24 protein-coding genes and 2 tRNA genes are annotated in these 20,977 nt (G+C 66.6%); 22 read left to right on the top strand and 4 right to left on the bottom strand.

The features are described 5' to 3' along the window. The first annotated feature begins 70 nt into the window (after positions 1-70). From AC3D24_RS06425 to AC3D24_RS06340, 18 genes are all read left to right on the top strand, one after another. Positions 71-1,597 (top strand): GspE/PulE family protein, encoded by a 1,527-nt coding sequence (locus AC3D24_RS06425; protein WP_489029183.1) that lies wholly within the window; start codon positions 71-73, stop codon positions 1,595-1,597. A 189-nt stretch (positions 1,598-1,786) separates the two neighbouring features. Beyond that, entirely contained in the window at positions 1,787-3,013 is a 1,227-nt protein-coding gene (gspF, locus tag AC3D24_RS06420) for a type II secretion system inner membrane protein GspF (protein ID WP_489029181.1), read from the top strand. A gap of 8 nt (positions 3,014-3,021) precedes the next feature. Then, positions 3,022-3,462 (top strand): type II secretion system major pseudopilin GspG, encoded by a 441-nt coding sequence (gene gspG / locus AC3D24_RS06415; protein ID WP_489029179.1) that lies wholly within the window; start codon positions 3,022-3,024, stop codon positions 3,460-3,462. Then, positions 3,437-3,907 carry a GspH/FimT family pseudopilin gene (locus AC3D24_RS06410; RefSeq protein ID WP_489029177.1) on the top strand — a complete coding sequence of 157 codons (471 nt, stop codon included), beginning with the start codon at positions 3,437-3,439 and terminating at the stop codon, positions 3,905-3,907. Before gspG ends, AC3D24_RS06410 begins: the two co-directional genes overlap by 26 nt. Next, on the top strand, positions 3,897-4,286 hold the full coding sequence (gene gspI, locus AC3D24_RS06405) for a type II secretion system minor pseudopilin GspI (protein WP_489029176.1): 390 nt from the start codon (positions 3,897-3,899) through the stop codon (positions 4,284-4,286). Before AC3D24_RS06410 ends, gspI begins: the two co-directional genes overlap by 11 nt. A 110-nt stretch (positions 4,287-4,396) precedes the next feature. After that, the gene (gene gspJ, locus AC3D24_RS06400) at positions 4,397-5,080 is read left to right on the top strand and encodes a type II secretion system minor pseudopilin GspJ (protein WP_489029174.1); all 684 of its coding nucleotides are present in this window, start codon (positions 4,397-4,399) and stop codon (positions 5,078-5,080) included. Beyond that, positions 5,067-6,080 carry a type II secretion system minor pseudopilin GspK gene (gspK, locus tag AC3D24_RS06395; RefSeq protein ID WP_489029173.1) on the top strand — a complete coding sequence of 338 codons (1,014 nt, stop codon included), beginning with the start codon at positions 5,067-5,069 and terminating at the stop codon, positions 6,078-6,080. Before gspJ ends, gspK begins: the two co-directional genes overlap by 14 nt. Continuing rightward, positions 6,077-7,168 carry a type II secretion system protein GspL gene (gspL, locus tag AC3D24_RS06390; protein WP_489029172.1) on the top strand — a complete coding sequence of 364 codons (1,092 nt, stop codon included), beginning with the start codon at positions 6,077-6,079 and terminating at the stop codon, positions 7,166-7,168. Before gspK ends, gspL begins: the two co-directional genes overlap by 4 nt. Beyond that, on the top strand, positions 7,165-7,641 hold the full coding sequence (gspM, locus tag AC3D24_RS06385; protein WP_489029170.1) for a type II secretion system protein GspM: 477 nt from the start codon (positions 7,165-7,167) through the stop codon (positions 7,639-7,641). The genes gspL and gspM overlap by 4 nt, the downstream gene beginning before the upstream one ends. After that, on the top strand, positions 7,638-8,363 hold the full coding sequence (gene gspN / locus AC3D24_RS06380) for a type II secretion system protein N (RefSeq protein ID WP_489029169.1): 726 nt from the start codon (positions 7,638-7,640) through the stop codon (positions 8,361-8,363). The genes gspM and gspN overlap by 4 nt, the downstream gene beginning before the upstream one ends. Before the next feature lie 66 nt (positions 8,364-8,429). Next, positions 8,430-8,506, top strand: a tRNA-His gene (locus AC3D24_RS06375). Between the two features lie 111 nt (positions 8,507-8,617). After that, positions 8,618-9,667: a Leu/Phe/Val dehydrogenase gene (locus tag AC3D24_RS06370; protein WP_489029167.1), complete on the top strand. Its 1,050-nt coding sequence runs from the start codon at positions 8,618-8,620 to the stop codon at positions 9,665-9,667. Positions 9,668-9,853: 186 nt separating this feature from the next. Then, positions 9,854-10,579 carry a heme ABC transporter permease CcmC gene (gene ccmC, locus AC3D24_RS06365; RefSeq protein WP_489029165.1) on the top strand — a complete coding sequence of 242 codons (726 nt, stop codon included), beginning with the start codon at positions 9,854-9,856 and terminating at the stop codon, positions 10,577-10,579. A gap of 97 nt (positions 10,580-10,676) precedes the next feature. Next, positions 10,677-11,123, top strand: a complete 447-nt coding sequence (gene ccmE, locus AC3D24_RS06360) for a cytochrome c maturation protein CcmE (protein ID WP_489029163.1) — start codon at positions 10,677-10,679, stop codon at positions 11,121-11,123. Continuing rightward, positions 11,120-13,033 carry a heme lyase CcmF/NrfE family subunit gene (locus AC3D24_RS06355; RefSeq protein WP_489029161.1) on the top strand — a complete coding sequence of 638 codons (1,914 nt, stop codon included), beginning with the start codon at positions 11,120-11,122 and terminating at the stop codon, positions 13,031-13,033. Before ccmE ends, AC3D24_RS06355 begins: the two co-directional genes overlap by 4 nt. Next, positions 13,030-13,557, top strand: a complete 528-nt coding sequence (locus AC3D24_RS06350; RefSeq protein ID WP_489029160.1) for a DsbE family thiol:disulfide interchange protein — start codon at positions 13,030-13,032, stop codon at positions 13,555-13,557. The genes AC3D24_RS06355 and AC3D24_RS06350 overlap by 4 nt, the downstream gene beginning before the upstream one ends. A gap of 134 nt (positions 13,558-13,691) precedes the next feature. Beyond that, positions 13,692-14,072: a cytochrome c-type biogenesis protein gene (locus tag AC3D24_RS06345; RefSeq protein WP_489033076.1), complete on the top strand. Its 381-nt coding sequence runs from the start codon at positions 13,692-13,694 to the stop codon at positions 14,070-14,072. Next, positions 14,072-14,710, top strand: coding sequence for a tetratricopeptide repeat protein (locus AC3D24_RS06340; protein ID WP_489029158.1), 639 nt, complete (start codon positions 14,072-14,074; stop codon positions 14,708-14,710). Before AC3D24_RS06345 ends, AC3D24_RS06340 begins: the two co-directional genes overlap by 1 nt. Before the next feature lie 143 nt (positions 14,711-14,853). Here the strand turns inward: AC3D24_RS06340 and AC3D24_RS06335 are convergent, their stop codons facing one another. Further along, on the bottom strand, positions 14,854-15,072 hold the full coding sequence (locus AC3D24_RS06335) for a DUF3072 domain-containing protein (RefSeq protein ID WP_332798604.1): 219 nt from the start codon (positions 15,070-15,072) through the stop codon (positions 14,854-14,856). A gap of 51 nt (positions 15,073-15,123) precedes the next feature. Further along, complete coding sequence (gene ald, locus AC3D24_RS06330; protein WP_489029156.1) at positions 15,124-16,230, bottom strand: alanine dehydrogenase; 1,107 nt, start codon at positions 16,228-16,230, stop codon at positions 15,124-15,126. 127 nt (positions 16,231-16,357) lie between these two features. Here ald and AC3D24_RS06325 point away from each other — a divergent pair, with 127 nt between their 5' ends. The 4 genes from AC3D24_RS06325 to AC3D24_RS06310 all read left to right on the top strand — a co-directional run bounded on the left by AC3D24_RS06325 (position 16,358) and on the right by AC3D24_RS06310 (position 19,702). Then, the gene (locus AC3D24_RS06325; RefSeq protein WP_489029154.1) at positions 16,358-16,801 is read left to right on the top strand and encodes an Lrp/AsnC family transcriptional regulator; all 444 of its coding nucleotides are present in this window, start codon (positions 16,358-16,360) and stop codon (positions 16,799-16,801) included. 171 nt (positions 16,802-16,972) lie between these two features. Then, entirely contained in the window at positions 16,973-18,871 is a 1,899-nt protein-coding gene (locus AC3D24_RS06320; protein ID WP_489033075.1) for a potassium transporter Kup, read from the top strand. A 166-nt stretch (positions 18,872-19,037) separates the two neighbouring features. After that, complete coding sequence (locus AC3D24_RS06315; protein ID WP_489029153.1) at positions 19,038-19,559, top strand: 2'-5' RNA ligase family protein; 522 nt, start codon at positions 19,038-19,040, stop codon at positions 19,557-19,559. Between the two features lie 66 nt (positions 19,560-19,625). Then, positions 19,626-19,702: transfer RNA gene (locus AC3D24_RS06310), tRNA-Met, on the top strand. Here the strand turns inward: AC3D24_RS06310 and fdhD are convergent. Continuing rightward, positions 19,681-20,493, bottom strand: coding sequence for a formate dehydrogenase accessory sulfurtransferase FdhD (gene fdhD / locus AC3D24_RS06305; protein WP_489029151.1), 813 nt, complete (start codon positions 20,491-20,493; stop codon positions 19,681-19,683). The two genes, AC3D24_RS06310 and fdhD, sit on opposite strands and share 22 nt — an antisense overlap. Next, the gene (mobA, locus tag AC3D24_RS06300; protein ID WP_489033073.1) at positions 20,490-20,975 is read right to left on the bottom strand and encodes a molybdenum cofactor guanylyltransferase; all 486 of its coding nucleotides are present in this window, start codon (positions 20,973-20,975) and stop codon (positions 20,490-20,492) included. Before mobA ends, fdhD begins: the two co-directional genes overlap by 4 nt. Between the last annotated feature and the right edge of the window lie 2 nt (positions 20,976-20,977).

Raw genomic sequence — 20,977 nt, 5'->3', positions numbered from 1 at the left:
CAACGATACCGATCGAGGAGGTCGGGCGCCCACCCCCGGCCCCTCCCGCTTGCGGGAGGGGGGAAGCGATGTGGTCTCCTCCAACGATGGTGGCCTCGACCTCCCCCAGATCACCATCCCCTACGCCTTCGCCAGAAAGTTCGGCGTCGTCATCGACCACACCGACACCGACTCCCACCTCACGATCGCCATGCGCGCCGGCGCCGACCCCAAAGTCCTCCTCGAACTCCGCCGCTACCTCGCCCGCCCGTTCGACGTGACCTTCGTGGAGCAAGTGGCCTTCGATCGCCTCCTGTCGAACGTCTACGCGATGGACGGCCAGGCGAACGCGCTCGCTGCAGTGGGCATGGGCGACGAACTCGACTTGCTCGCCGGCGACATGCCGACCGCGGAGGATCTGCTCGACACCGCCGACGACGCGCCCGCGATCCGCCTGATCAACGGCATCATCGCCGACGCCGCGCGCAACGGCGTGTCCGACATCCACATCGAGCCCTACGAGACCGGCCTCGTCGTCCGCATGCGGATCGATGGCGTGCTGCGCGAGACGCTCCGGATGCCGCCCAACGTCGCGCCCGTGGTGGTCAGCCGCATCAAGGTGATGGCCCGCCTCGACATCGCCGAACGGCGCGTGCCGCAGGATGGCCGCATGGGGCTCACGCTAGGCGGCAAGCTGCTCGACGTCCGCGTCTCGACGCTGCCGTCGCGGGCAGGGGAGCGCGTGGTGCTGCGTATCCTCGACAAGGAAAACGCCGGCATCGATCTCGAAGCGCTCGGCCTGCCGCCCGCATTGTTCGCGCTGTTGAACGAAGCGCTGAGCGAGCCCAACGGCATCATCCTCGTCACCGGCCCGACCGGCTCGGGCAAGACCACCTCGCTCTACGCGGCCTTGCGCCTGCTGAACGACGGCAGCCGCAACATCCTGACGGTCGAGGACCCGGTTGAGTATGCGGTAGACGGCGTCGGCCAGACCCAGGTGAACCCCAAGGTCGGCCTCACTTTCGCGGCAGGTCTCCGCGCGATCCTGCGTCAGGATCCCGACGTCGTCATGGTCGGCGAAATCCGCGACCGTGAGACCGCCGAGATCGCGGTGCAGGCATCGCTCACCGGTCATCTCGTGCTGTCGACGGTCCACACCAACGACGCGATCGGCGCGATCACCCGCATGCGCGATATGAAGGTCGAGAGCTTCCTGCTCGCCTCCACGTTGCGCGCGGTGATCGCGCAACGCCTCGTTCGCCGACTGTGCCCGACCTGTCGTAAGGCGGTGCCCGCCTCGGACACGGTAGCCCCGCTGCTCGGCATTGCCCCCGATGCGATCGTCTACGTCGCGCAAGGCTGCGAAGACTGCAACCAGTCGGGCTACAAGGGCCGCATCGGCGTCTTCGAGGCGGTCCGCATCGACGACACCATCCGCCGCCTCATCAACACCGACGGCCACGAGTCGGAGATCACCGCGCACGCCTTCGCCAAGTCCCCGAACCTCGCCCAGTCGGCGCGCGACCTCGTCCTCTCCGGCCAGACCACCGCCGAAGAAGCCGTCCGAGTATCCCGCCGCGACACGACCGAGATCGTTGAGGACGTAGCCGTTGCGTAGAGGGCAGCAATTCCTCCCCGGAACGGGGAGGGGGACCAGCGAAGCTGGTGGAGGGGGCTCACCACGCTCGCACCCCAAGCCGTACACAGCCACCGTCGCGAGCGCACAATCACCACAACCGCAACGTGCGCGGCACGCCCCCTCCACCACCGCTTCGCGGCGGTCCCCCTCCCCTTGCAGGGGAGGATGATGGCGGACTTCGACTACATCGCGATCGACACGAAAGGCGCCGAACGCCGCGGTCACGTCGCCGCGTCGGACATAGACGTTGCGCGCGCCACCCTCGACGCGCGTAAATTCTACGTCGTGAAGATCACCCCCGGCGCACCGCCGCAAGCGACCAAGGGCCGCCCCCTCTTTGGCCTCCAGCTCGGCACGCCGAAAATGTCGGGCAAGAACCTCACGCTCTTCACCCGCCAGCTCGCCACCCTGAACCGCGTCTCGCCACTCGAAGAATCCCTCCGCACGATTACCCGCCAGACCGAGCAGGACAGCGTCCGAACGATAGTCCAGCACGTCCACGCCGGCGTCGTCGAAGGCCGCCGCCTTGCCGACGCGATGGCGCGCGAACCGAAAAGCTTTCCGCCGCTTTACCGCGCGATGGTCTCGGCCGGTGAAAGCTCGGGATCCCTCCCAACGATCCTCGATCGGCTCGCCGCGCTCCTCGAACGCCAGGCCGAAATCCGCGGTAAGCTGATCACCGCGCTCGCCTACCCATCGATCCTCGCGCTCGTCGCACTGGGCGTGGTTACCGCGCTGATGATGTTCGTCGTCCCGCAGGTCGTCGAGCAATTCGACACGGTCGGTCAGCAATTGCCGTTGCTTACGCGGATGGTGATGGCGTTCTCGGCGTTCCTCGTCGGATATTGGTGGGTGATGCTGCTGGTCGTCGGGCTTGCCGCGCTCGGCGGATGGCAGGCGCTGAAGGACCCGACGCTCCGCCTCGCGTTCGACAGTTGGATGTTGCGGATACCAATGCTCGGCCGCCTGATCCGAGACCTCCACGCGGCAAGGATGGCCCGCACCCTCGGCACGATGGTCGCCAGCCGCCTGCCGCTGCTCGACGGCCTCAACCTCACCGCCAGCACGATCCACAACCGTCGGCTTCGCCTCGCCTCGGACCAGATCGTCGACGCGATCCGCGGCGGCGGCAGCCTCTCCGCGGCGATGCGCCGAGCCGGTGTCTTCCCCCCGCTGCTGACCTATCTCGCGGCATCGGGCGAAGCCGCCGGTCGCCTCGACGAGATGCTGGAGCGCGCCGCCGACTATCTCGAACGCGAGTTCGATCGCTTCACCGCCACCGCGCTCTCGTTGCTCGAACCGCTGATCATCGTCGTGATGGGCGGCATCGTCGCGACGATCGTGCTATCCATCCTGCTCCCGATCCTCCAGCTCAACACGCTGGCCGGACAATGAGGTTTCGTATGCGTCAAGAAGTGAAAAAGCGTCGCCGCGAGGCAGGCTTTACCCTGGTCGAACTGATGGTCGTGATCGTCATCATCGGCCTTCTGGCCACGATCGTCGCCCTCAATGTGCTGCCCTCGGGCGACACCGCGCGTATCCAGAAGGCGAAGGCCGACATCGCTCAGATCGAGGGCGGGCTGGAGCTCTACAAGCTGCAGAACATGACCTTCCCCAACACCACGCAAGGGCTGAACGCACTTGTCTCGGCGCCGGCCGGTCTCGCCGATCCGTCGCGCTATCAGCGTGGCGGGTATCTGAAGAAGCTGCCGAACGATCCCTGGGGTCGCCCCTATCTCTATGCCTCGCCCGGCGCGCACGGCGAGGCCGACGTCTGGACCTTCGGCGCCGACGGTAAGGAAGGCGGCGAGGGGATCGATGCCGATATCGGCAGCTGGCAGTAAGCGCGAAGACGGCTTCACGCTGGTCGAGCTGATGGTCGTCGTCACGATCATCGGCTTGGCCTCCGCGGTAGCCGTGCTCGTCATGCCGGACCCGCGCGGCCGCGTGCTCGACGAGGCGACGCGCTTCGCCCTGCGCACCCGCGCCGCGCACGATTCGGCGATCGTCGAGGCGCGTCCGGTGAGCGTCTGGATCAGCGGTGGCGGATACGGCTTCGACCGTCGGCTCGCCGGCGGCTGGACGCCGATCGCGGAGAAACCGATGCGCGTCGAACGCTGGAACGAAGGCACCAGGGCCAGCATCGGCGACGCCACTGGCCGGATGCGCGTGACGTTCGACCCGACCGGCCTCGTCGACCGCCCCGCGGAGATCCGCCTCGATCGCGGCGGCGTCGCGGCGACGGTGCACATCGACGCAGACGGCAGCGTAAGAGCCGATGCGGGCTGAGCGTGGCTTTACCCTCATAGAAATCATGGTCGCGCTGGCGGTGTTCAGCCTTGCGGCGATGGCGCTCGTGCGTTTGGAAAGCGCGACGATCCGCGGCGCCTCGATCCTCGACGAAACGCTGGTCGCGCAGATGGTCGCGCGCAACGTCGCGATCGACGCAGTCACCAGCGCGCAGCCACCGACGGCAGGCCGCGTCACGGGCGTCGAGACGAACGGCGGCCAGCCCTGGACGTGGACACGACAGGTCAGCGGGCTCGGCGGCTCCAGCGTCCTGCGCATCGACGTAGCGGTCGCCGATCGCACCGGCACGCAACTCGGTCGCCTGACGATGGTCCGTCCCGCGCCACGGTCGGTGCCGCCACCGGTCACGCCGTCATGAGCCCGCGCCAAACTTCCTTCGTCATCCCGGGCTTGTTCCGGGATCCACCGTTCCGCGAGAGCAATGCAGGGTTGAAGATGCGGAACCGTGGATCCCGGAACAAGTCCGGGATGACGAAGCGCGACAACGAAGCCGGCTTCACGCTCATCGAAGTCATGGTGTCGCTCATGATCTTCGGGATGATCGCCGCGGCGGGCGTGGCCATCCTGTCGTTTAGCGTGAAGGCGCAGAGTTCGACGGGCGCCAAGCTCGACGACATCAGCGCGCTCACCCGGACGATGTCGATCCTGTCCGCCGATCTCGCCCAAGCCTCGAACCGCGCGTCGCGTGACGAGGCCGGCACCAGTGTCCCCGCGTTCGTTGGCGAGAGCGGATCGGGCGTCACGCCGATGCTCCGGCTCGTCCGCGCCGGCTGGAGCAACATCGATGGCGCCCCGCGGCCCAGCACGCAGAAGGTTGCCTACCGTGTCGATGCTGGCACGCTGCAGCGGATCGCCTACCCAATGATCGACGGCGCACAGGGCCTGCCTCCCGCCGCACTGCTCACCCACGTCCGCCAGGCCGCGTTGCGCTATCGGATCGCCGGCGCTTGGAGCGATCGCTGGGATGGCGCGAGCGGCAGGCCGTTGCCCGACGCGATGGAACTCACCGTCCAGCGTGACGACGGCACGCAGTTCCGCCAGATGTTCCTCGTCGGCACGGGGTATGTCCCGGCGCCACCTGAAGGAACGGGCCCGTCGACCACGCCGCCGCCCGGTACGCCGCCCAAGGAGACGCCCGGTGCGCGGAGCTGAACGTGGTTCGGAACGCGGGCCGGAACGCGGGCCAGAACGGGGGGCCGCGCTGCTCACCGTGCTGATGCTCGTCGCGATCATCGCGGTGATGGCTGGCGCGGCGCTGGAGAAACTGCGCCTGTCGACCCGGCTCGCCGGCAACGCCGCGACCGGTGAACAAGCGCGCGCCTATGCGTTCGCCGCCGAGACGATGGCGCTGACCCGCGTCTCCAATCTGCTCGGCCCGAGCCCCAAGCGGGTCACGCTCGCCGGCAACTGGAGCAACACGCCGTTCGGTCTGCCGGTCCCCGGAGGCTTCGCGACCGCTCGCGTGCGCGACGGCGGCAATTGCTTCAATCTCAACGCGCTCGTCACGCAAGCGACCACGCCCGGCGTGTACGTCACCAACCCCGAGATTCGCCCGCAATTCGTCCGGCTGATGCGGTTGCTGAGCGTCCCGACGCAGGTTGCCGAACAGATCGCGTCGGGCACCGCGGACTGGATCGACAGCGATCAGGACCAGCAGGCGATGGGCGCGGAGGACGGCGCGTATCTCGGTCGCGAGACGCCGTACCGCACCGCCGGCACATTGATGTCCGACCCGAGCGAACTTCGCGCGGTTGCCGGCATGACACCCGATATCTACACGACGCTGAAACCCTGGATCTGCACGCTGCCGATCGCCAAGCCGTCGCCGATCAACGTCAACACGCTGGCGCCCGAACAGGCGCCGCTGTTCGCGATGCTGTATCCCGATACGCTGCCAGTCGGGAGCGCGCAGCAGATGCTGCTGCGTCGTCCGCCGCAGGGCTATGCCGATGTCGGCGAGATCACCAAGGCGGCGGCGTTGCAGGGGGCGGCGACCCTCGCGCCCGGTGCCGAGGCGACGGTGCTGTCGAAATGGTTCACGCTCGATATCGACGTGACGCTCGGCACGACACAAATGCAGGAACGCGCGCTGATCGACGCGAACCGACTTCCCGCGCAGCTCGTATCGCGGCAATGGGGCGAGCCATCATGACGACTTTGCTGTTCCTTCCCGCCGGCGAGACCGGATTTCGCTGGATGCGCGTCGTCGATGCGCGCGTGGTCGGGGAGGGGGAGGGTATCCCCGATGCGATCGACGACGAGACGATCGCGGTGGCGCCGGCTGATTCGGTGACGTTGCACTGGGCGGAATTGCCGACGCGCTCGCTCGCCCAGGCGACTGCGGCCGCACGAATACTGGCCAGCGAGGCGAGCGCATCGCCGCTCGCCGAACTCCACGTCGCGGTGGGCAACGAAGGCGCGGCCGACCGACCGATCGGCGTGGTCGGTGTCGCGACGATGCGCGACTGGCTGCGGATGCTCGCCGAGGCTGGCGTCGATCCGGTCGCCCTCATCCCCGCGCCGATGCTCCTGCCACGTCCTGACGAAGGCTACGCACGAGCGGAACTCGCTGGCAGCGGCGTGGTGCGCGGCACGTCGAGCGGGTTTGCCGACGAAGCGCGATTGACCGAACTCGTAACCGGCGGCGCTGCGCCGACGACGATTGATCGCGACACGCTGGAGGCAGCGATCGTTGCCGCCGCGGCATCACCTACTCTCGACCTGCGCCAAGGGCCGTTCGCACGGCGGCGCCGGTTCGCGATCGATTGGGGGCTGATCCGGCGGCTTGCGCTGTTGTCGCTGACGATCCTGGCGGTGACGCTAGCCATTTCGCTGGTTCGCATCGCCAAATACAGTTTCGGGGCCGATGCGTTGGAGGCCGAAGCGGACACGGTCGCCGTGACGGGCCTGCCCCGCGGCGAGACGGTAGTCGATGCCAGCCGCCAGCTCGACGAGCGCCTGTCGCGCGTTCGCGGACCGGGGCTCGGCTTCACCAACACGACCGCCGCCGCGTTCGCCGCGATCCGTGCCACGCCGGGGACCGAGGTCACCGCGCTCGATTTCCAGGCGAACGGCGATCTGCGACTGTCGGTCGCGGTCGAGCGGGAGGCGCTGGCGACCGATCTCAAGCGTGCGCTCGAAGCGGCGGGCTTCACCGTCCGAGCAGGCGTGTTCCAGGCCGCCGCCGGACGCGTGACGGGCGAACTCACGATCAGTCCAGCATCGGGGAGCGGACGATGACCGGCTTGAAGACATGGTTCGAAGGCCGCTCTCTTCGGGAGCGCCGGCTTCTCCTCGTCATGGCCGCGCTCGCGGTACTGACCTTGCTCTGGGCGCTTATCATCCGCCCGGTCGGCGATGGCCTGTCGAGCGCACGCGAACGCCATGCCGACGCGGTTACGCGGCTCGGCGAGACACGGGCGCAGGTCGCCACGTTGCGGGATATCCAGCGGACTCGCGCCACGCCCCTGACCGGTACGCTGGCCGACGTCGTGCGCGCCGAGGCCGACCAGGCAGGCTTCGCGCTCGCCTCGCTCGATCAGGACGGTGCGGACCGGGTGCGCGTCGGTATCCAGTCGGCGCGCCCGGCCGCGCTGACCGCATGGCTGGCGCGGCTGGAACGGCTCGGCATCCTAGTCGATTCGGCGGCGATGACCGACAAGGGCGACAAAACCGTCGGCGTCGCGCTCACGTTGAAGGCGCGCGCGGCATGAGGCGGATCCGTTTGCGTACCGGCCCCGCCGCGCTGTTCGGCGGGATGCTGCTGATCGCGCTGATCGTCTTCCTGCCGATGCGCGCGGTGCTCGGCTGGGTCGGCGTTGGCGACGAGGGGCTGGTCGCGCGGCGCGTGTCGGGAACGATCTGGGGCGCGACGCTGACCGAAGCGCGGTTCGGCGATCTCGCGCTCGGCGATCTGCACGCGCGGCTGTCACCGTTGCCGCTGCTGGTCGGCCGCGCGACGATCGTCTTCGTCGGTCCCGAATCGGTGTCGGCCAGGCCGTTGCGCGGGTCGGCGAGCGTCAGTCGCCACGGCTTCGGTGTCGACCATATGATCGCGACGGTCGCGACTGGTCGGCTGTTCGCGCCGGTGCCCGTCTCCGCGCTCGACCTCGACGACGTCTCGGTCCGCTTCCGCGATGGCCAGTGCGAAGCCGCCGAGGGCCGTGTCCGCGCGACGCTGGCGGGTGACGTCGGCGGGATCACCTTGCCGCAGTCGGTGAGCGGCACCGCACGCTGTGATGGCACGGCGTTGCTGCTGCCGCTGGCGAGCCAGGCCGGGACCGAGAGCATCGCCCTCAGGATCGAGGGGGCAGGGACCTATCGCGCCGAGCTGTCGCTGCGTCCGTCCGATCCGCTGGCGGTCCAGAAGCTCGAGCAGGCGGGCTTCGTGAGCGGCCCGAACGGGTACAAGCTTGCTATCGAAGGACGTTTTTGACGTCTTTTTGGCAAGTCGACGGTTGACGCCGCCCGGCGACCCCCGCTAGGGGGCGATGCCTACGCGGCGGTCGTAGTTCAATTGGTTAGAGCGTCGGCTTGTGATGCCGGATGTTGCGGGTTCAAGTCCCGTCGGTCGCCCCATTTTCCCATTATTTTTCCGAGCCTCCCCAACGTGAGCGCTTTGGGCTGGTAAAACCGGCTGGAAAATAATATTTCGCCTCCCGGTAATTTTATTCTTCTCAGGAGCCGGCGATGACAGCGGTTTGGGACCTTCCCGATTTCGACGACCACGAGGGCGTTCATGCCTTCACCGATCCCGAATCGGGCCTGCACGCGGTGATCGCGGTGCACTCGACCAAGCTCGGGCCGGCAGCCGGCGGCGCACGCTTCTGGCATTATGCCGACAACGGCCGCGCGGTGACCGACGCGCTGCGCCTGTCGCGCGGCATGAGCTTCAAGAACGCGATGGCGGGGCTGGAGCTGGGCGGCGGCAAGGGCGTGGTCCTCGCGGCCAAGCCCGGCGACGTCATCACGACCGCACAGCTCGAGGCGTTCGGCCGCGCGGTCGACTCGCTCGGCGGGCGCTACGTGACGGCGGAAGACGTCGGCATGTCCGAAGACCGCATGAAGGTGATCGCCAGCCAGACGCGCTACGTCTCCGGCCTGCCAGTCGCGAGCGGCGCTGCGGGTGGTGATCCCGGGCCGTACACCGCGCTCGGCATCTATCTCGGCGTGAAGGCGGCGGCACAGCGTGGGCTCGGTGCGACCGACATGAAGGGCGTCCGCGTCGCGATCCAGGGCGTCGGGTCGGTCGGCGGCGGTCTCGCGCGGTTGCTCGCGAAGGACGGCGCGGTGCTGACGCTGGCCGATGTCGACGAGGGCCGTGCGCAGAAGCTGGCCGGCGAACTCGGCGCGACCGCGGTGGCGGCCGAGGCGATCCTCACGACCGAGGCGGATATCTTCAGCCCGAACGCGCTGGGCGCGGTCCTGACCGAGATGTCGATCGCCGCGCTGAAGACGAAGGTCGTCGCCGGTGGCGCGAACAACCAGCTGAGCGTCCGCGAGGACGGAGCTCGGCTGCATGCTCGCGGTATCCTGTACGCCCCCGATTACGTGATCAACGCAGGCGGGATCATCAACGTCGGTCTGGAGTATCTGGGTCACGGCGACGAGGCCGAGGTGAAGGCGCGGATCGCGCGCATCCCCGAGCGCCTGATCGAGGTTTGGAACGAGAGTGACCGTTCGGGCGAGCCTTCGTCGGATGTCGCGGACAGCATCGCGAAGGGCTTGATCGGCCGGTAAGTCCTTCTCCCCGCCGGGGCGAAGGTGGCACGCAGTGCCGGATGAGGGGAGTTAGGGTAAATGACCCGAGCCTCACGCCCCTCACCCTCCCACCGCAAGTGCGGCGGGCCCCTCCCTCTCCCCGATGGGGAGAGGGGCTCAAGTCCAAGGTGACAGCCTCGTATTGTTGCCATAGTGGTACCACCAGTGGCCACCCTACACGCCTTCGCAAATCCGGCACGCTTTCTGAAGATCGCCAAGCCGTTGACGCCAGCGCTCTTCTGGGCCGGCATCGCGCTGATAGCGATCGGCTGCTGGGCGGGCCTGACCCAGACCCCGCCGGATTATCTCCAAGGCGAGACGGTTCGCATCCTCTACATCCACGTCCCCGCCGCCTGGCTCGGCATGGGCGGGTGGAGCGGGATCGCGATCTCCAGCATCGTATTTCTCGTTTGGCGCCACCCGCTCGCCAGCGTCGCCGCGCGTGCGATCGCGCTGCCGGGTGCGGTGTTCGCGGCTCTATGTCTCATGACTGGCTCGATCTGGGGAAGGCCGACCTGGGGAACGTGGTGGCAGTGGGACGGCCGGCTGACCTCGATGCTGCTGCTGTTCTTCGTCTATCTCGGCTACATGGCGCTCGCGAAGGCGGATGCGGATCGTGGCGGCGACGGGCGTGTGCCGGCACTCTACGGGATCGCCGGATCGGTGCTGCTGCCGATCATCCGCTATTCGGTGGTGTGGTGGAATACGCTGCACCAGGGACCCAGCATCGGCCTGACGCAATCGACGATCGATGGTTCGATCCTTTGGCCGCTGCCGATCATGCTGGCCGGCTTCACCTTCGTGTTCGCGGGGATCGTCCTGATGCGGATGCGGACGATGCTGGCCGTGGCGAAGTCCGAAGCCCGGATGCGTCGGATGGCGCGCGCATGAACCCGTGGCCGTTCGTGATCGCTGCGTATGCCGTGACGCTGGGTGGCGGCGCGATCATCGCGTTGCTCAGCTATCTGGCGATGCGTAGGGCCGAGAAATGAAGGCCAAGCATCAACGTCTGACGCTGGCGCTGCTCGCACTCGGCGCGGTCGTCCTCGCGGGGTTGCTCGCGCTGTCCGCCCTCAAGGACCAGGCGGCGTTCTTCTATGCGCCGTCCGACGTGCGGCGCGACGGCCTGCCGCTGGGCCGCGCGGTTCGGCTCGGCGGTATGGTCGAGGGCGGTTCGGTGAGGCGCGCGGCTGACGGCATCACCGTCCACTTCGTCGTCACCGACGGGCAGGCGACCACCCCGGTCGTCTTCGCCGGCATCGTCCCCGACCTGTTCCGCGAGAAATCGGGCGTCGTCGCCGAGGGCCAGTTCCAGCCGAACGGCAGCTTCATCGCATCGAACCTGCTCGCCAAGCATGACGAAAAGTACATGCCGCCGGAGATGGCCGGCAAGATGCACGAGACCAAGACGCTCGAACCGGACGCCAAGCAATGATCGCCGAAGCAGGCCTCGCCGCGCTCTGGTTCGCGGGCGCGCTCGCGGCGCTGCAGCTAGTGATGGCAGCGATCGGCATTGCAGGCGGTCGTGAAGACGTCGCGGCGGCGGTCCGGCCGGTGGCGATCGTCCAGGGCCTGCTGGCATTGCTCGCGATGGCGCTGCTGATCGAGTTGTTCCTCGACTCCGACATGTCGGTGAAGCTGGTCGTCGAGAACAGCCATTCCGCCAAGCCCTGGCTCTACAAGTTCGCCGGTGCGTGGGGGAATCACGAGGGCTCGATGCTGCTCTGGGTGACGATCCTGGGGCTGGCCGGTGGCGCGGTGGCGATCTTCGAGCGCTCGCTGCCCGAACGCACGCTTACCGCCACGCTCGGCGCGCAGGCGACGATCGCGCTCGGTTTCTACGCGTTCCTCCTGTTCTCCTCAAACCCGTTCGCGCGGCTCAACCCCGCAGCGGCCGACGGGCTCGGGCTCAACCCGCTGTTGCAGGACCCCGGCTTGGCGTTCCATCCGCCGACGCTCTACACGGGCTATGTCGGCCTCTCGGTCGCGTTCTCGTTCGCGGTCGGCGCTCTGGTCACGCGCGACGTCGGCCCGGCGTTCGCGAAGGCGATGCGCCCCTGGGTGCTGATCGCGTGGATATTCCTGACACTCGGCATCACGGCCGGATCGTATTGGGCCTATTACGAGCTCGGCTGGGGCGGCTGGTGGTTCTGGGACCCCGTCGAGAATGCCTCGCTGATGCCGTGGCTCGCCGCGACCGCACTGCTTCATTCGGTCACAGTGCTGGCGACCCGCGACGGCCTGCGCGCGTGGACGATCATGCTCGCGGTCGTCGCGTTCTCGATGTCGATGATCGGCACGTTCCTGGTGCGTTCGGGCATCCTGACGAGCGTCCATGCCTTCGCAGTCGACCCGGAGCGCGGCGCCTTTATCCTCGCGTTGCTCGCGATCTACATCGGTGGTGCGCTCGCGCTGTTCGCCGCGCGGATCGGCACCGTCCGTGCTGGCACGACCTTCGATCCGATCAGTCGCGAGGGCGGGCTGGTCGCGAACAACCTGTTGTTGTCGGTGATTCTGGGGATCGTCCTGATCGGTACGCTCTATCCGATCGTCGCGGCCAGCTTCGGCGTGCAGCTATCGGTCGGGCCGCCGTTCTTCAACAAGGCGGCGGGGCCGATCGCGTTGCTGCTGGTCGCGGTAATGGCGGTCGGGCCGCTGCTGCGTTGGCGACGGGACGACGCAAAGGCAGTGCTGCGCCGCGTAATGCTGCCGATCGGCGCGACGCTGGTAGCGGCAATCGCGTTGCTGTTCGTCTGGCCGGGCGTGCTGCCTTGGGCCGGGCTTTCGCTGGCCGCCGGGCTTGCCGTCGCCAGCGTCGCGCCTCTGTGGAAGCGCAATCTCAAGCGCACGCCGCTGTTCACCTACGGCATGGTGATCGCGCATCTAGGCATCGCAGTCAGCCTCGCCGGGATGGCGGCGGACAGCGCTTTCACCAAGGAAACACTGGTCGCGGTGCGCGCGGGCGAGCCGGCGCGGGTCGGGCCGTATACCGTGACGCTCGATGGAATATCGCCGGTGATCGGCGAGAACTGGTCGGCGCTCGAAGCCCGCCTGACCGCGACGCGGGGCGGCAGCGAAAGCATCCTACGCCCGCAACTCCGCTTCTTCGCCAATCCGCCGACGAGCACGAACGAGTCCGCGATCCTGACGGTGCTCGACGGCCAGCTTTATACCGTGCTCGGCCAGCCGGACGGGCAGGGGCGGTGGCAGCTTCGGCTCTGGTGGAAGCCGTTCGTGACGCTGATCTGGTTCGGCGGCGTGCTGATCGCGCTCGGTGGTATGCTATCGCTGATCGGTCGGGTGCATCGCGAGCGACGGGCTACGATACGGGCTGAATGGGCATGAAGCGGTTCGCACTCTGGGCGCCGCTGGCGATCTTCGCGCTGCTGTTCGCAGTGGTGGCGAGCGGGCTGTTCCGGCCTGCCGAGAAGGTGGTGCGGTCGGCGATGGTCGGCAAACCGCTCCCCGATTTCGCGCTGCCCGCAATGGTCCCCGGCAAACCGGGCTTGAGCAGCGCGTCGTTCCGGCAGGGCAAGCCGCGGTTGCTCAACGTGTTCGCAAGCTGGTGTATTCCGTGCATCGCCGAGGCGCCTCAGCTGATGCGCCTGAAAGCGATGGGCGTGCCGATCGACGCTATCGCGATCCGCGACACCGCGCCCGCGATTAGCGGGTTCCTACGGCGCAACGGCGATCCTTACGAGCGGATCGGCAGCGACCGGGCTAGCCAGGTGCAGTTGGCGCTGGGTTCGTCGGGCGTGCCGGAGACGTTCGTGATCGACGGCCGCGGGATCGTCGTGAAGCAGATCATCGGCGATATCCGGCCGGAGAATGTGGCCGAGATTGCGCAAGCCTTGAAGGATGCGCGGTGAGGGGCTTCTTTGGTCATGCCGGGCTTGTTCCGGCATCCACCGCTGGACTTGATTATTCGCGACTGGGTTCGCGGAGCGGTGGATCCCGGAACAAGTCCGGGATGACAACGCGGTTTTGGTTGACGGTCTCAACGATGCTGCTGCCGATGTCTGCATCTGCGCAGCCGGTTACGCCGCCGGCGCGTTACGCGAACGTGCAACTCGCAGACCCGGCCAAGGAAGCCTCTGCCCGCGCGCTCATGGAAACTTTGCGCTGCCTCGTTTGCCAGGGCCAGTCGATCGCCGACAGCGACGCCGACATGGCCGCCGACATGCGGGCGCTCGTCCGCGAACGGATCGAACGGGGGGAGAAGCCGGCCTCGATCCGCGACTGGCTGATCGCGCGCTACGGTGATTATGTGACCTACGATCCGCCGCTGTCGGGGCTGACCTGGCCCTTGTGGCTCGCACCGATCCTGCTGCTTGGCGTCGGCGGCTGGATCGCACGGTCGAGTTTCCGGCGGAGGACACGCTGATGGGCTGGGTCTGGCTTGCCGCTATCGGTGCGGGCGCGTTCGCGTTGCTCGCGGTGCTCAAGGTCGATCGGCTGTTGTGGACGATGGTCGCGTCGGTGTTGATGCTGGGCGCGGCGGGCTATGCGTTGCAGGGGCAGCCAGGGCTTGTCGGGCATCCGGTGGCGACAGGGCTCGCGCCGGCGCCCGATGACAGCGCGATGCTCGAACTGCGCGATCAAATGCTGGAGCGGTATACGGGCGCCGCGGCGTATCTGGTTGCTGCGGACGCGATGACGCGAGTTGGAGATCGTCGCGCGGCGGTTCAGGTACTCTTGGGCGGCATTCGCATCGCGCCAAAGAGCCTGGTGCTGTGGACCGGTCTGGCAAATGCGCTGTCCGCTCATGATGCCAATCAGGTTTCGCCCCCCGCGCTGTTCGCGTTTCAGCAGGCGATGCGACTGGCGCCGAAGCATCCCGCGCCGCCCTTCTTTCTGGGCCTGGCCTATGTCAGGGCCGGAGAGTTCGCAACGGCTCGCCCGTATTGGGCGAAGGCGTTGGCGCTAACGCCGGCCAACATCACATACCGGGGTGAAATCGCGGTACGGCTCGCTTTGCTCGATCGATTGCTGGCCGCACAGGACGGAACGGACAGACCCTAACTTAAGCCGAATCGTCGGCCCCACGGGAGCGGGGATCCATATCGGCAGACCGTAACAAGTGTTCACGGGGTCTGGAGTTTATGGATCCCCGCCTGGCGGGGATAACGGACCTTGGGAAGGTGTGGCGCCCCCAGGACGCCTCCTTACTGACCCCGACCGGTCTTCGACTGCAGTTCGTCGATCTTCTTCGACGCGTCCGCCTTGCTCAGCGTCTCGTCGAATTCCTCGTGCGCTTCCTCGGACAGCGTCTTGAGGTAGCTCGCCTGCGCACCGGTCATCTTCTCGTCGCCGGTGGTCCAGTCGTCCGGGTCCTTCTCGGCGTTCGAGAACGGTTCGGACTTGGGGTTCGGGGTGTCGGACATTGGAAATTCCTTTCCCCTGTCCAACACCCATGTTCCGTATCCGTTCCCGAGTCAGCCAGCCCAAGCTTCGTAAGGTAAACCTAGATCATCGGCGACTGCCTTGTACGCGATCTTGCCCTTGTAGACGTTCAGCCCGTTGGCGAGGTGCGGGTCGGCCTTCATCGCTGCCTCGGCGCCCAAATTGGCGAGCTTCAGCGCGAACGGCAGCGTTGCGTTGTTCAGTGCGAACGCCGAGGTTCGCGCGACCGCGCCGGGCATGTTGGCGACGCAGTAATGGATTACGCCATCGACTTCGAACACCGGATCCTCGTGCGTCGTGGCGTGCGACGTCTCGAAGCACCCGCCTTGGTCGATCGCGATGTCGACCAGCACCGAGCCGCGCTTCATCGTCTTCAGCATCTCGCGCGTGACGAGCTTGGGCGCAGCGGCCCCCGGCACCAGCACCGCGCCGATCACCAGATGCGCGTTCTTCACCGCTGCCGCGATTGCAGCCTTGGAGGCATACGCCGTCTTGATCTGGCTGGAGAAGAACATGTCGAGCTCGGCGAGGCGATCGTTCGAGATGTCGTAGATCGTCACGTCGGCGCGCATGCCGACCGCCATCTGCGCGGCGTTGACGCCCGAGACGCCGCCACCGAGGATCGCTACCTTCGCGGGGGCAACACCCGGCACGCCGCCGAGCAGGACGCCACGTCCGCCCTGCTCCTTCTCAAGATAATGCGCGCCGACCTGCACCGACATGCGGCCTGCGACCTCGGACATCGGCTTGAGCAACGGCAGGCCGCGACGGTTGTCGGTGACGGTCTCGTACGCGATGCAGGTCGCGCCGGACTTCATCAGCCCCTCGGCCTGCGGCTTGTCGGCGGCGAGGTGGAGGTAGGTGAACAGCAGATGGCGCGGCTCGAGCATCGCAATCTCGCCCGGCTGCGGTTCCTTAACCTTTACGATCATGTCGGCGCCAGCGAATACGGCGGCGGCAGTCGGCAGGATCGTCGCGCCCGCGTCGACATAGTCCTGGTCCTCGAAATCGATGCCCGATCCGGCCTGCGTCTCGACGACGACCTCGTGACCGGCCGCGACCAGTTCGGCGACCGACGGCGGGGTCAGGCCGACGCGATATTCGTGGTTCTTGATTTCCTTGGGGACACCGACGCGCATTGATTCCACTCCATTATCGTTTGCGCCATATTAGCGCGCCTTGGACGGGAAGGGTTCGCAAACTCGTTTCGATACGATAGCGCGTTTGCAAGATGCGTGCATCCACCGCCATCAAAACGAGAGAATCTTGAGCGCCGCGATCGAACGCAGGATTCTGGACCTGCTCGCCGCCAATTCCGACCTGACCAGCGCAGAGCTCGGTGACGCGGTTGGCCTATCGGCGAGCGCCGCGCACCGTCGCGTCGCGCAGCTTCGGGAAAGCGGCGCGATCACCGGTTACCGTGCGGTCCTGTCGCGCGCGGCGCGGGGCGACCCGAGCATCGTCCTGGTCAACGTCACGCTGCGGGACCAGCGCAAGGAGACGATGGCCGCGTTCGAGGCGGAGATTGTCGATTGCCCGCAGGTCGTGCAATGTTTCCTGATGAGCGGCGAAGCGGATTACATGCTCCATGTCGAGATCCGCGACGGCGAGACGTTCGAACGTATTCACCGCGAGACGCTCTCGCAATTGCCGGGTGTAACGCGGCTGGCCTCGCATTTCGTCATCCGTGAAGTGATCACGCGCGGTTGATCAGCCCCAGTTAATCCACGTTGCCAGCCTCGCCGTTGCCGCCCTCTACCCCTCATGCTAAATGCGCGCGCTTGGGGCACAGGGTGAAATCGGAAATTCGATGAAGATTGCTGCACTTCCGGGTCGATTCACCGTCCAGTGAGCGTCGACCAGACCGCCGCGGCCTCGACCGTGCCACCCGCCAATCTCGATCTCGAGACGGGGCATCACAATTCGGACGGCATGCTGAAGCTCGCCTTCGGTGCGATCGGCATCGTCTTCGGCGATATCGGCACCAGCCCGCTCTACGCCTTCCGCGAGACCTTCGCCGGCCATCACAAGCTGGCGCTCGACGCGGCGCACATCATGGGCGTCATCAGCCTGATGTTCTGGTCGATGATGATCGTCGTGACGGTCAAGTACGTGATCATCATCATGCGCGCCGACAACAAGGGCGAGGGCGGCAGTCTCGCGCTGCTCGCACTCGTCTCGGGCAAGACCAAGACGAAGCGCTGGAGCCGCGGAATCATCCTGCTCGGCGTCTTCGCGACCGCTTTGTTCTACGGCGACAGCATGATCACGCCCGCGGTGTCGGTATTGTCCGCGGTCGAGGGCCTTGCCGTCGCCGCGCCCGCTTTCGCAGGCCTCGTGCTGCCGATCGTGATCGTCATCCTGATCGGGCTGTTCTGGGTGCAGAAGAGCGGCACCGCGCGCATCGGCCTCGTCTTCGGGCCGATCATGCTGGTGTATTTCAGCGTAATCGCGGTGCTCGGCATTCTCAGCATCGTCCAGACGCCCGAGGTGCTTTGGGCGCTGTCGCCGCACTACGCGGTCGAGTTCTTCATCATCGATCCCGAGCGGGCGTTCCTGGCACTCGGATCGGTCGTCCTCGCAGTCACCGGCGCGGAAGCGCTGTATGCTGACATGGGGCATTTCGGCCGCAAGCCGATAGGCCTGTCGTGGCTGTTCTTCGTGCTCCCGGCGTTGATCCTCAATTACATGGGGCAGGGCGCGCTGCTGTTCCGCGACGGCCGCGAGGCGCTCGTCAGCCCGTTCTACAATCTCGCCCCTGAAAGTCTCCAGCTCCCGCTCGTCATCCTCGCGACGATGGCCGCCGTGATCGCGTCGCAGGCGGTGATTTCCGGCGCGTTCTCCGTGACGCAGCAGGCTATCCAGCTCGGCTTCATCCCGCGTCTGCGCATCGAGCACACCAGCGCCTCGACCGCCGGCCAGATCTACATCCCGCTCGTCAACGGCGCGCTGATGGTGATGGTGATCCTACTCGTGCTGTTCTTCCGCACCTCGTCGAACCTGACGAGCGCGTACGGGATCGCGGTCACGGGCGCGATGTTCATCGACACGTGCCTGCTCGGGGTGGTGCTGTTCCGCCTCTGGAACTGGCCGAAGATCGCGGCGATTCCGTTACTGGCGATCTTCTTCACGGTCGACGGCGCCTATTTCGCGGCCAATCTCACCAAGGTGCCGGCGGGGGGCTGGTTCCCGTTGCTCGTCGGGTTCATCATCTTCACCTTCCTGACGACCTGGTCGAAGGGGCGGCAGCTGATGATCGACCGGATGCACGAAGCCGCGATGCCGATAAAGGTGTTCATCGGCTCGGCCGCCAGCTCCGCGTCGCGCGTGCCGGGGACCGCGGTCTTCATGACCTCGACCGCGGACGGGGTGCCGCACGCGCTGCTCCACAATCTCAAGCACAACAAGGTGCTGCACGAGCGCGTTATCCTGCTTACCGTGAAGATCGTCGGCCAGCCTTACTGGCCCGCCAACGACCGTGCGGTGCGCGAGGAACTCGGCGACGGCTTCCACCGCCTCGTGCTGCGCTACGGCTTCATGGAGGATGCCGACGTGCCCGCGGCGCTGCGCCAAGTCCATAATTGCGGTGCGGACTTCAAGATGATGGACACCAGCTTCTTCCTGTCACGCCAGACGCTGCTCGCGTCGGACAAGCCCGGCATGATGATCTGGCGCGAAAAGCTGTTCGCCTGGATGCTGCGCAACGCGGAAAGCGCGATGGAGTTCTTCCGGCTACCGACGAATCGCGTCGTCGAGCTGGGCAGCCAGGTCGAGATTTGATGGGCCACGTCGTAAACCTCAGCGTAACAGGCACGCATCTTTTTCCGACAGTAGCTCCCCCCCGGCGGAGGCCGGGGTCCAATTGGAGAGGTCTTGATAACGGAGCGCGACCCTCGTCATCGACGTCCCTCAATTGGACCCCGGCCTTCGCCGGGGGGGTGTTTCTATGACGACCGGCCCTACTGAAGTCGCCCCGATCATCGTCACCGCCCTGTTCGGTCGCCAGGACACCGCATTCTTCGATACAATGCGCCGCGAGCATTTTCCGCCCGAGCGCAACCAGCTCGACGCACATCTGACGCTGTTCCACCATCTGCCGCCCTCGGGACTTGATGAGCTGAAGCACCGACTGAACCAGGAAACGCGCGGGATCCGTTCCCCGCAGGCGCGGATTGGCGGGCTTATGTCGCTCGGTCGCGGTGTCGCCTACCGGATCGAGTCCCCTGACCTCGTCGGCATCCGCGCGCGTCTCGCGGACGCGTTCACCGGCATGCTCACCCCGCAGGACGCCGGCGGCTGGCGGCCGCACGTCACAATCCAGAACAAGGTCGGCCCGCAAGTCGCCAAGCTCCTGCTCGGCAACCTGCAGCGCGATTTCGCCCCGCGGGACGTCGAAATCGCCGGTCTTGGCGCGTGGTGGTACCGCGGCGGACCCTGGGAAGCGATTTCTCGACACATGTTCGCTTGACCGCCTCGAAACCGCTTCCTATAGGCCGCGCCTCGCAGGGAAGAACGCTTCCCTGACGGACGGTACGGCGAAGTAGCTCAGTTGGTTAGAGCACGGGAATCATAATCCTGGGGTCGGGGGTTCAAGTCCCTCCTTCGCTACCATTTTGAAATATATTCCACGGGTCGTTGACCACTAGGATCGCATCGCTGCGGGCGAGTGCGAGCAGTGTCAGGCCGTGCTCGCGTGCATGATCGATCGCCAGACTGGTTGGGGCTGAGATGCCTACCAGCATCGGTGCACCGGCGATCAACGCCTTGTCGACCATCTCGAAACTGATCCGGGACGTGACGAGGATGAAGCCGTCGATAGCCTGTACCCGGATCGCCAGGCCGCCGACGAGCTTGTCGAGTGCGTTGTGGCGACCCACGTCCTCGAAGGCCATGATGACATCGCCAGAGCGATCGCACGCGGCGGCGGCGTGGATCGCTCCCGTAGCGGCGTTGAGAGGCTGATGGGCGCGTAACCCTGCCAGTGCCGCAAACAGTGCGGGAACGGGCGTGTCGGGCCTCGGGGGAGTCCTGGGTACCGGTTTGCGGAGCTGTTCCAACCCCGAGATGCCACATAGCCCGCAGCTCGTGTCGCTGGTGCGGTGGCGGACACGGTCGTGAATGCGCCCCTTGCACCGTTCGGACAGGCCGACGCGAACGATCCAGCCCGCTTCCGCCTCGAAGATATCGATGTCGCTAACGTCGTCGGCGTTGTCTGCCAGGCGCTCGGTCAGCAGGAAACCGGTGGTGAACTCGGGCAGGTCGGCGGGCGTCATCATCATCACCGCATAGCCAAGCCCGTCGATCTCGATCGCGACGGGGACTTCGACCGCAATGGCGCGCTCGCCGGCGGTAAGCGAATCAGGCTGCAGGATCTTGATCGCCTGGGTGCGCGACGTGGTCATAAGGTATTGAGGTCCTGCGGCGTGTTGACGTTCGGGATAGGCGCACCCGCTAGGATGGGAATGGCGCCGACTGCCTCCGCCCAACCGCGCACCGATCGGCGCGGTACGGTTTCGATGTGCATCAGCAAATTGTCGAGCAGCCCCGTCTCCCAATGCCCAAGGACGGGTGCATCAGGACAATAGGCGGAGGCACGACGCGACAGCGCCGCGAGCAATCCTTCCGGCAGCCGCGGCATGTCGCACGCGATCGTCAGAACCGACGTGAACCCAGCCGAGGCCGCGTGATCGAGCGCACCGGCGATACCCCCCAGGGGACCCATGCCCGGGCTTGGCCGGTCAGGTATCGCACCATCGCGCCCTGTGATCACGGCGCGCTCGACATAAGGTGACAGCAACCCGCGCGCATGTTCGGCCAGCGCGCGCCCGTCCAACACGGCCATAGCCTTGTCGGACCCGAAGCGCGACGATCTCCCGCCGGCCAGTA

Source organism: Sphingomonas sp. SL1004, from assembly GCF_057815015.1.
Note: the sequence above shows the minus strand (reverse complement) of the source record. Positions and strands in the feature narration are given on the sequence as shown.

What these genes read in the sequence shown, in the direction of transcription:
- gspF (WP_489029181.1), top strand. Translation starts at nt 1,787, where the DNA reads ATGGCGGACTTCGACTACATCGCGATCGACACGAAAGGCGCCGAACGC.
- gspG (WP_489029179.1), top strand. Translation starts at nt 3,022, where the DNA reads ATGCGTCAAGAAGTGAAAAAGCGTCGCCGCGAGGCAGGCTTTACCCTG.
- AC3D24_RS06410 (WP_489029177.1), top strand. Translation starts at nt 3,437, where the DNA reads ATGCCGATATCGGCAGCTGGCAGTAAGCGCGAAGACGGCTTCACGCTG.
- gspI (WP_489029176.1), top strand. Translation starts at nt 3,897, where the DNA reads ATGCGGGCTGAGCGTGGCTTTACCCTCATAGAAATCATGGTCGCGCTG.
- gspJ (WP_489029174.1), top strand. Translation starts at nt 4,397, where the DNA reads ATGACGAAGCGCGACAACGAAGCCGGCTTCACGCTCATCGAAGTCATG.
- gspL (WP_489029172.1), top strand. Translation starts at nt 6,077, where the DNA reads ATGACGACTTTGCTGTTCCTTCCCGCCGGCGAGACCGGATTTCGCTGG.
- gspM (WP_489029170.1), top strand. Translation starts at nt 7,165, where the DNA reads ATGACCGGCTTGAAGACATGGTTCGAAGGCCGCTCTCTTCGGGAGCGC.
- gspN (WP_489029169.1), top strand. Translation starts at nt 7,638, where the DNA reads ATGAGGCGGATCCGTTTGCGTACCGGCCCCGCCGCGCTGTTCGGCGGG.
- AC3D24_RS06370 (WP_489029167.1), top strand. Translation starts at nt 8,618, where the DNA reads ATGACAGCGGTTTGGGACCTTCCCGATTTCGACGACCACGAGGGCGTT.
- ccmE (WP_489029163.1), top strand. Translation starts at nt 10,677, where the DNA reads ATGAAGGCCAAGCATCAACGTCTGACGCTGGCGCTGCTCGCACTCGGC.
- AC3D24_RS06355 (WP_489029161.1), top strand. Translation starts at nt 11,120, where the DNA reads ATGATCGCCGAAGCAGGCCTCGCCGCGCTCTGGTTCGCGGGCGCGCTC.
- AC3D24_RS06350 (WP_489029160.1), top strand. Translation starts at nt 13,030, where the DNA reads ATGAAGCGGTTCGCACTCTGGGCGCCGCTGGCGATCTTCGCGCTGCTG.
- AC3D24_RS06345 (WP_489033076.1), top strand. Translation starts at nt 13,692, where the DNA reads ATGCTGCTGCCGATGTCTGCATCTGCGCAGCCGGTTACGCCGCCGGCG.
- AC3D24_RS06340 (WP_489029158.1), top strand. Translation starts at nt 14,072, where the DNA reads ATGGGCTGGGTCTGGCTTGCCGCTATCGGTGCGGGCGCGTTCGCGTTG.
- AC3D24_RS06335 (WP_332798604.1), bottom strand. Translation starts at nt 15,072, where the DNA reads ATGTCCGACACCCCGAACCCCAAGTCCGAACCGTTCTCGAACGCCGAG.
- ald (WP_489029156.1), bottom strand. Translation starts at nt 16,230, where the DNA reads ATGCGCGTCGGTGTCCCCAAGGAAATCAAGAACCACGAATATCGCGTC.
- AC3D24_RS06315 (WP_489029153.1), top strand. Translation starts at nt 19,038, where the DNA reads ATGACGACCGGCCCTACTGAAGTCGCCCCGATCATCGTCACCGCCCTG.
- fdhD (WP_489029151.1), bottom strand. Translation starts at nt 20,493, where the DNA reads ATGACCACGTCGCGCACCCAGGCGATCAAGATCCTGCAGCCTGATTCG.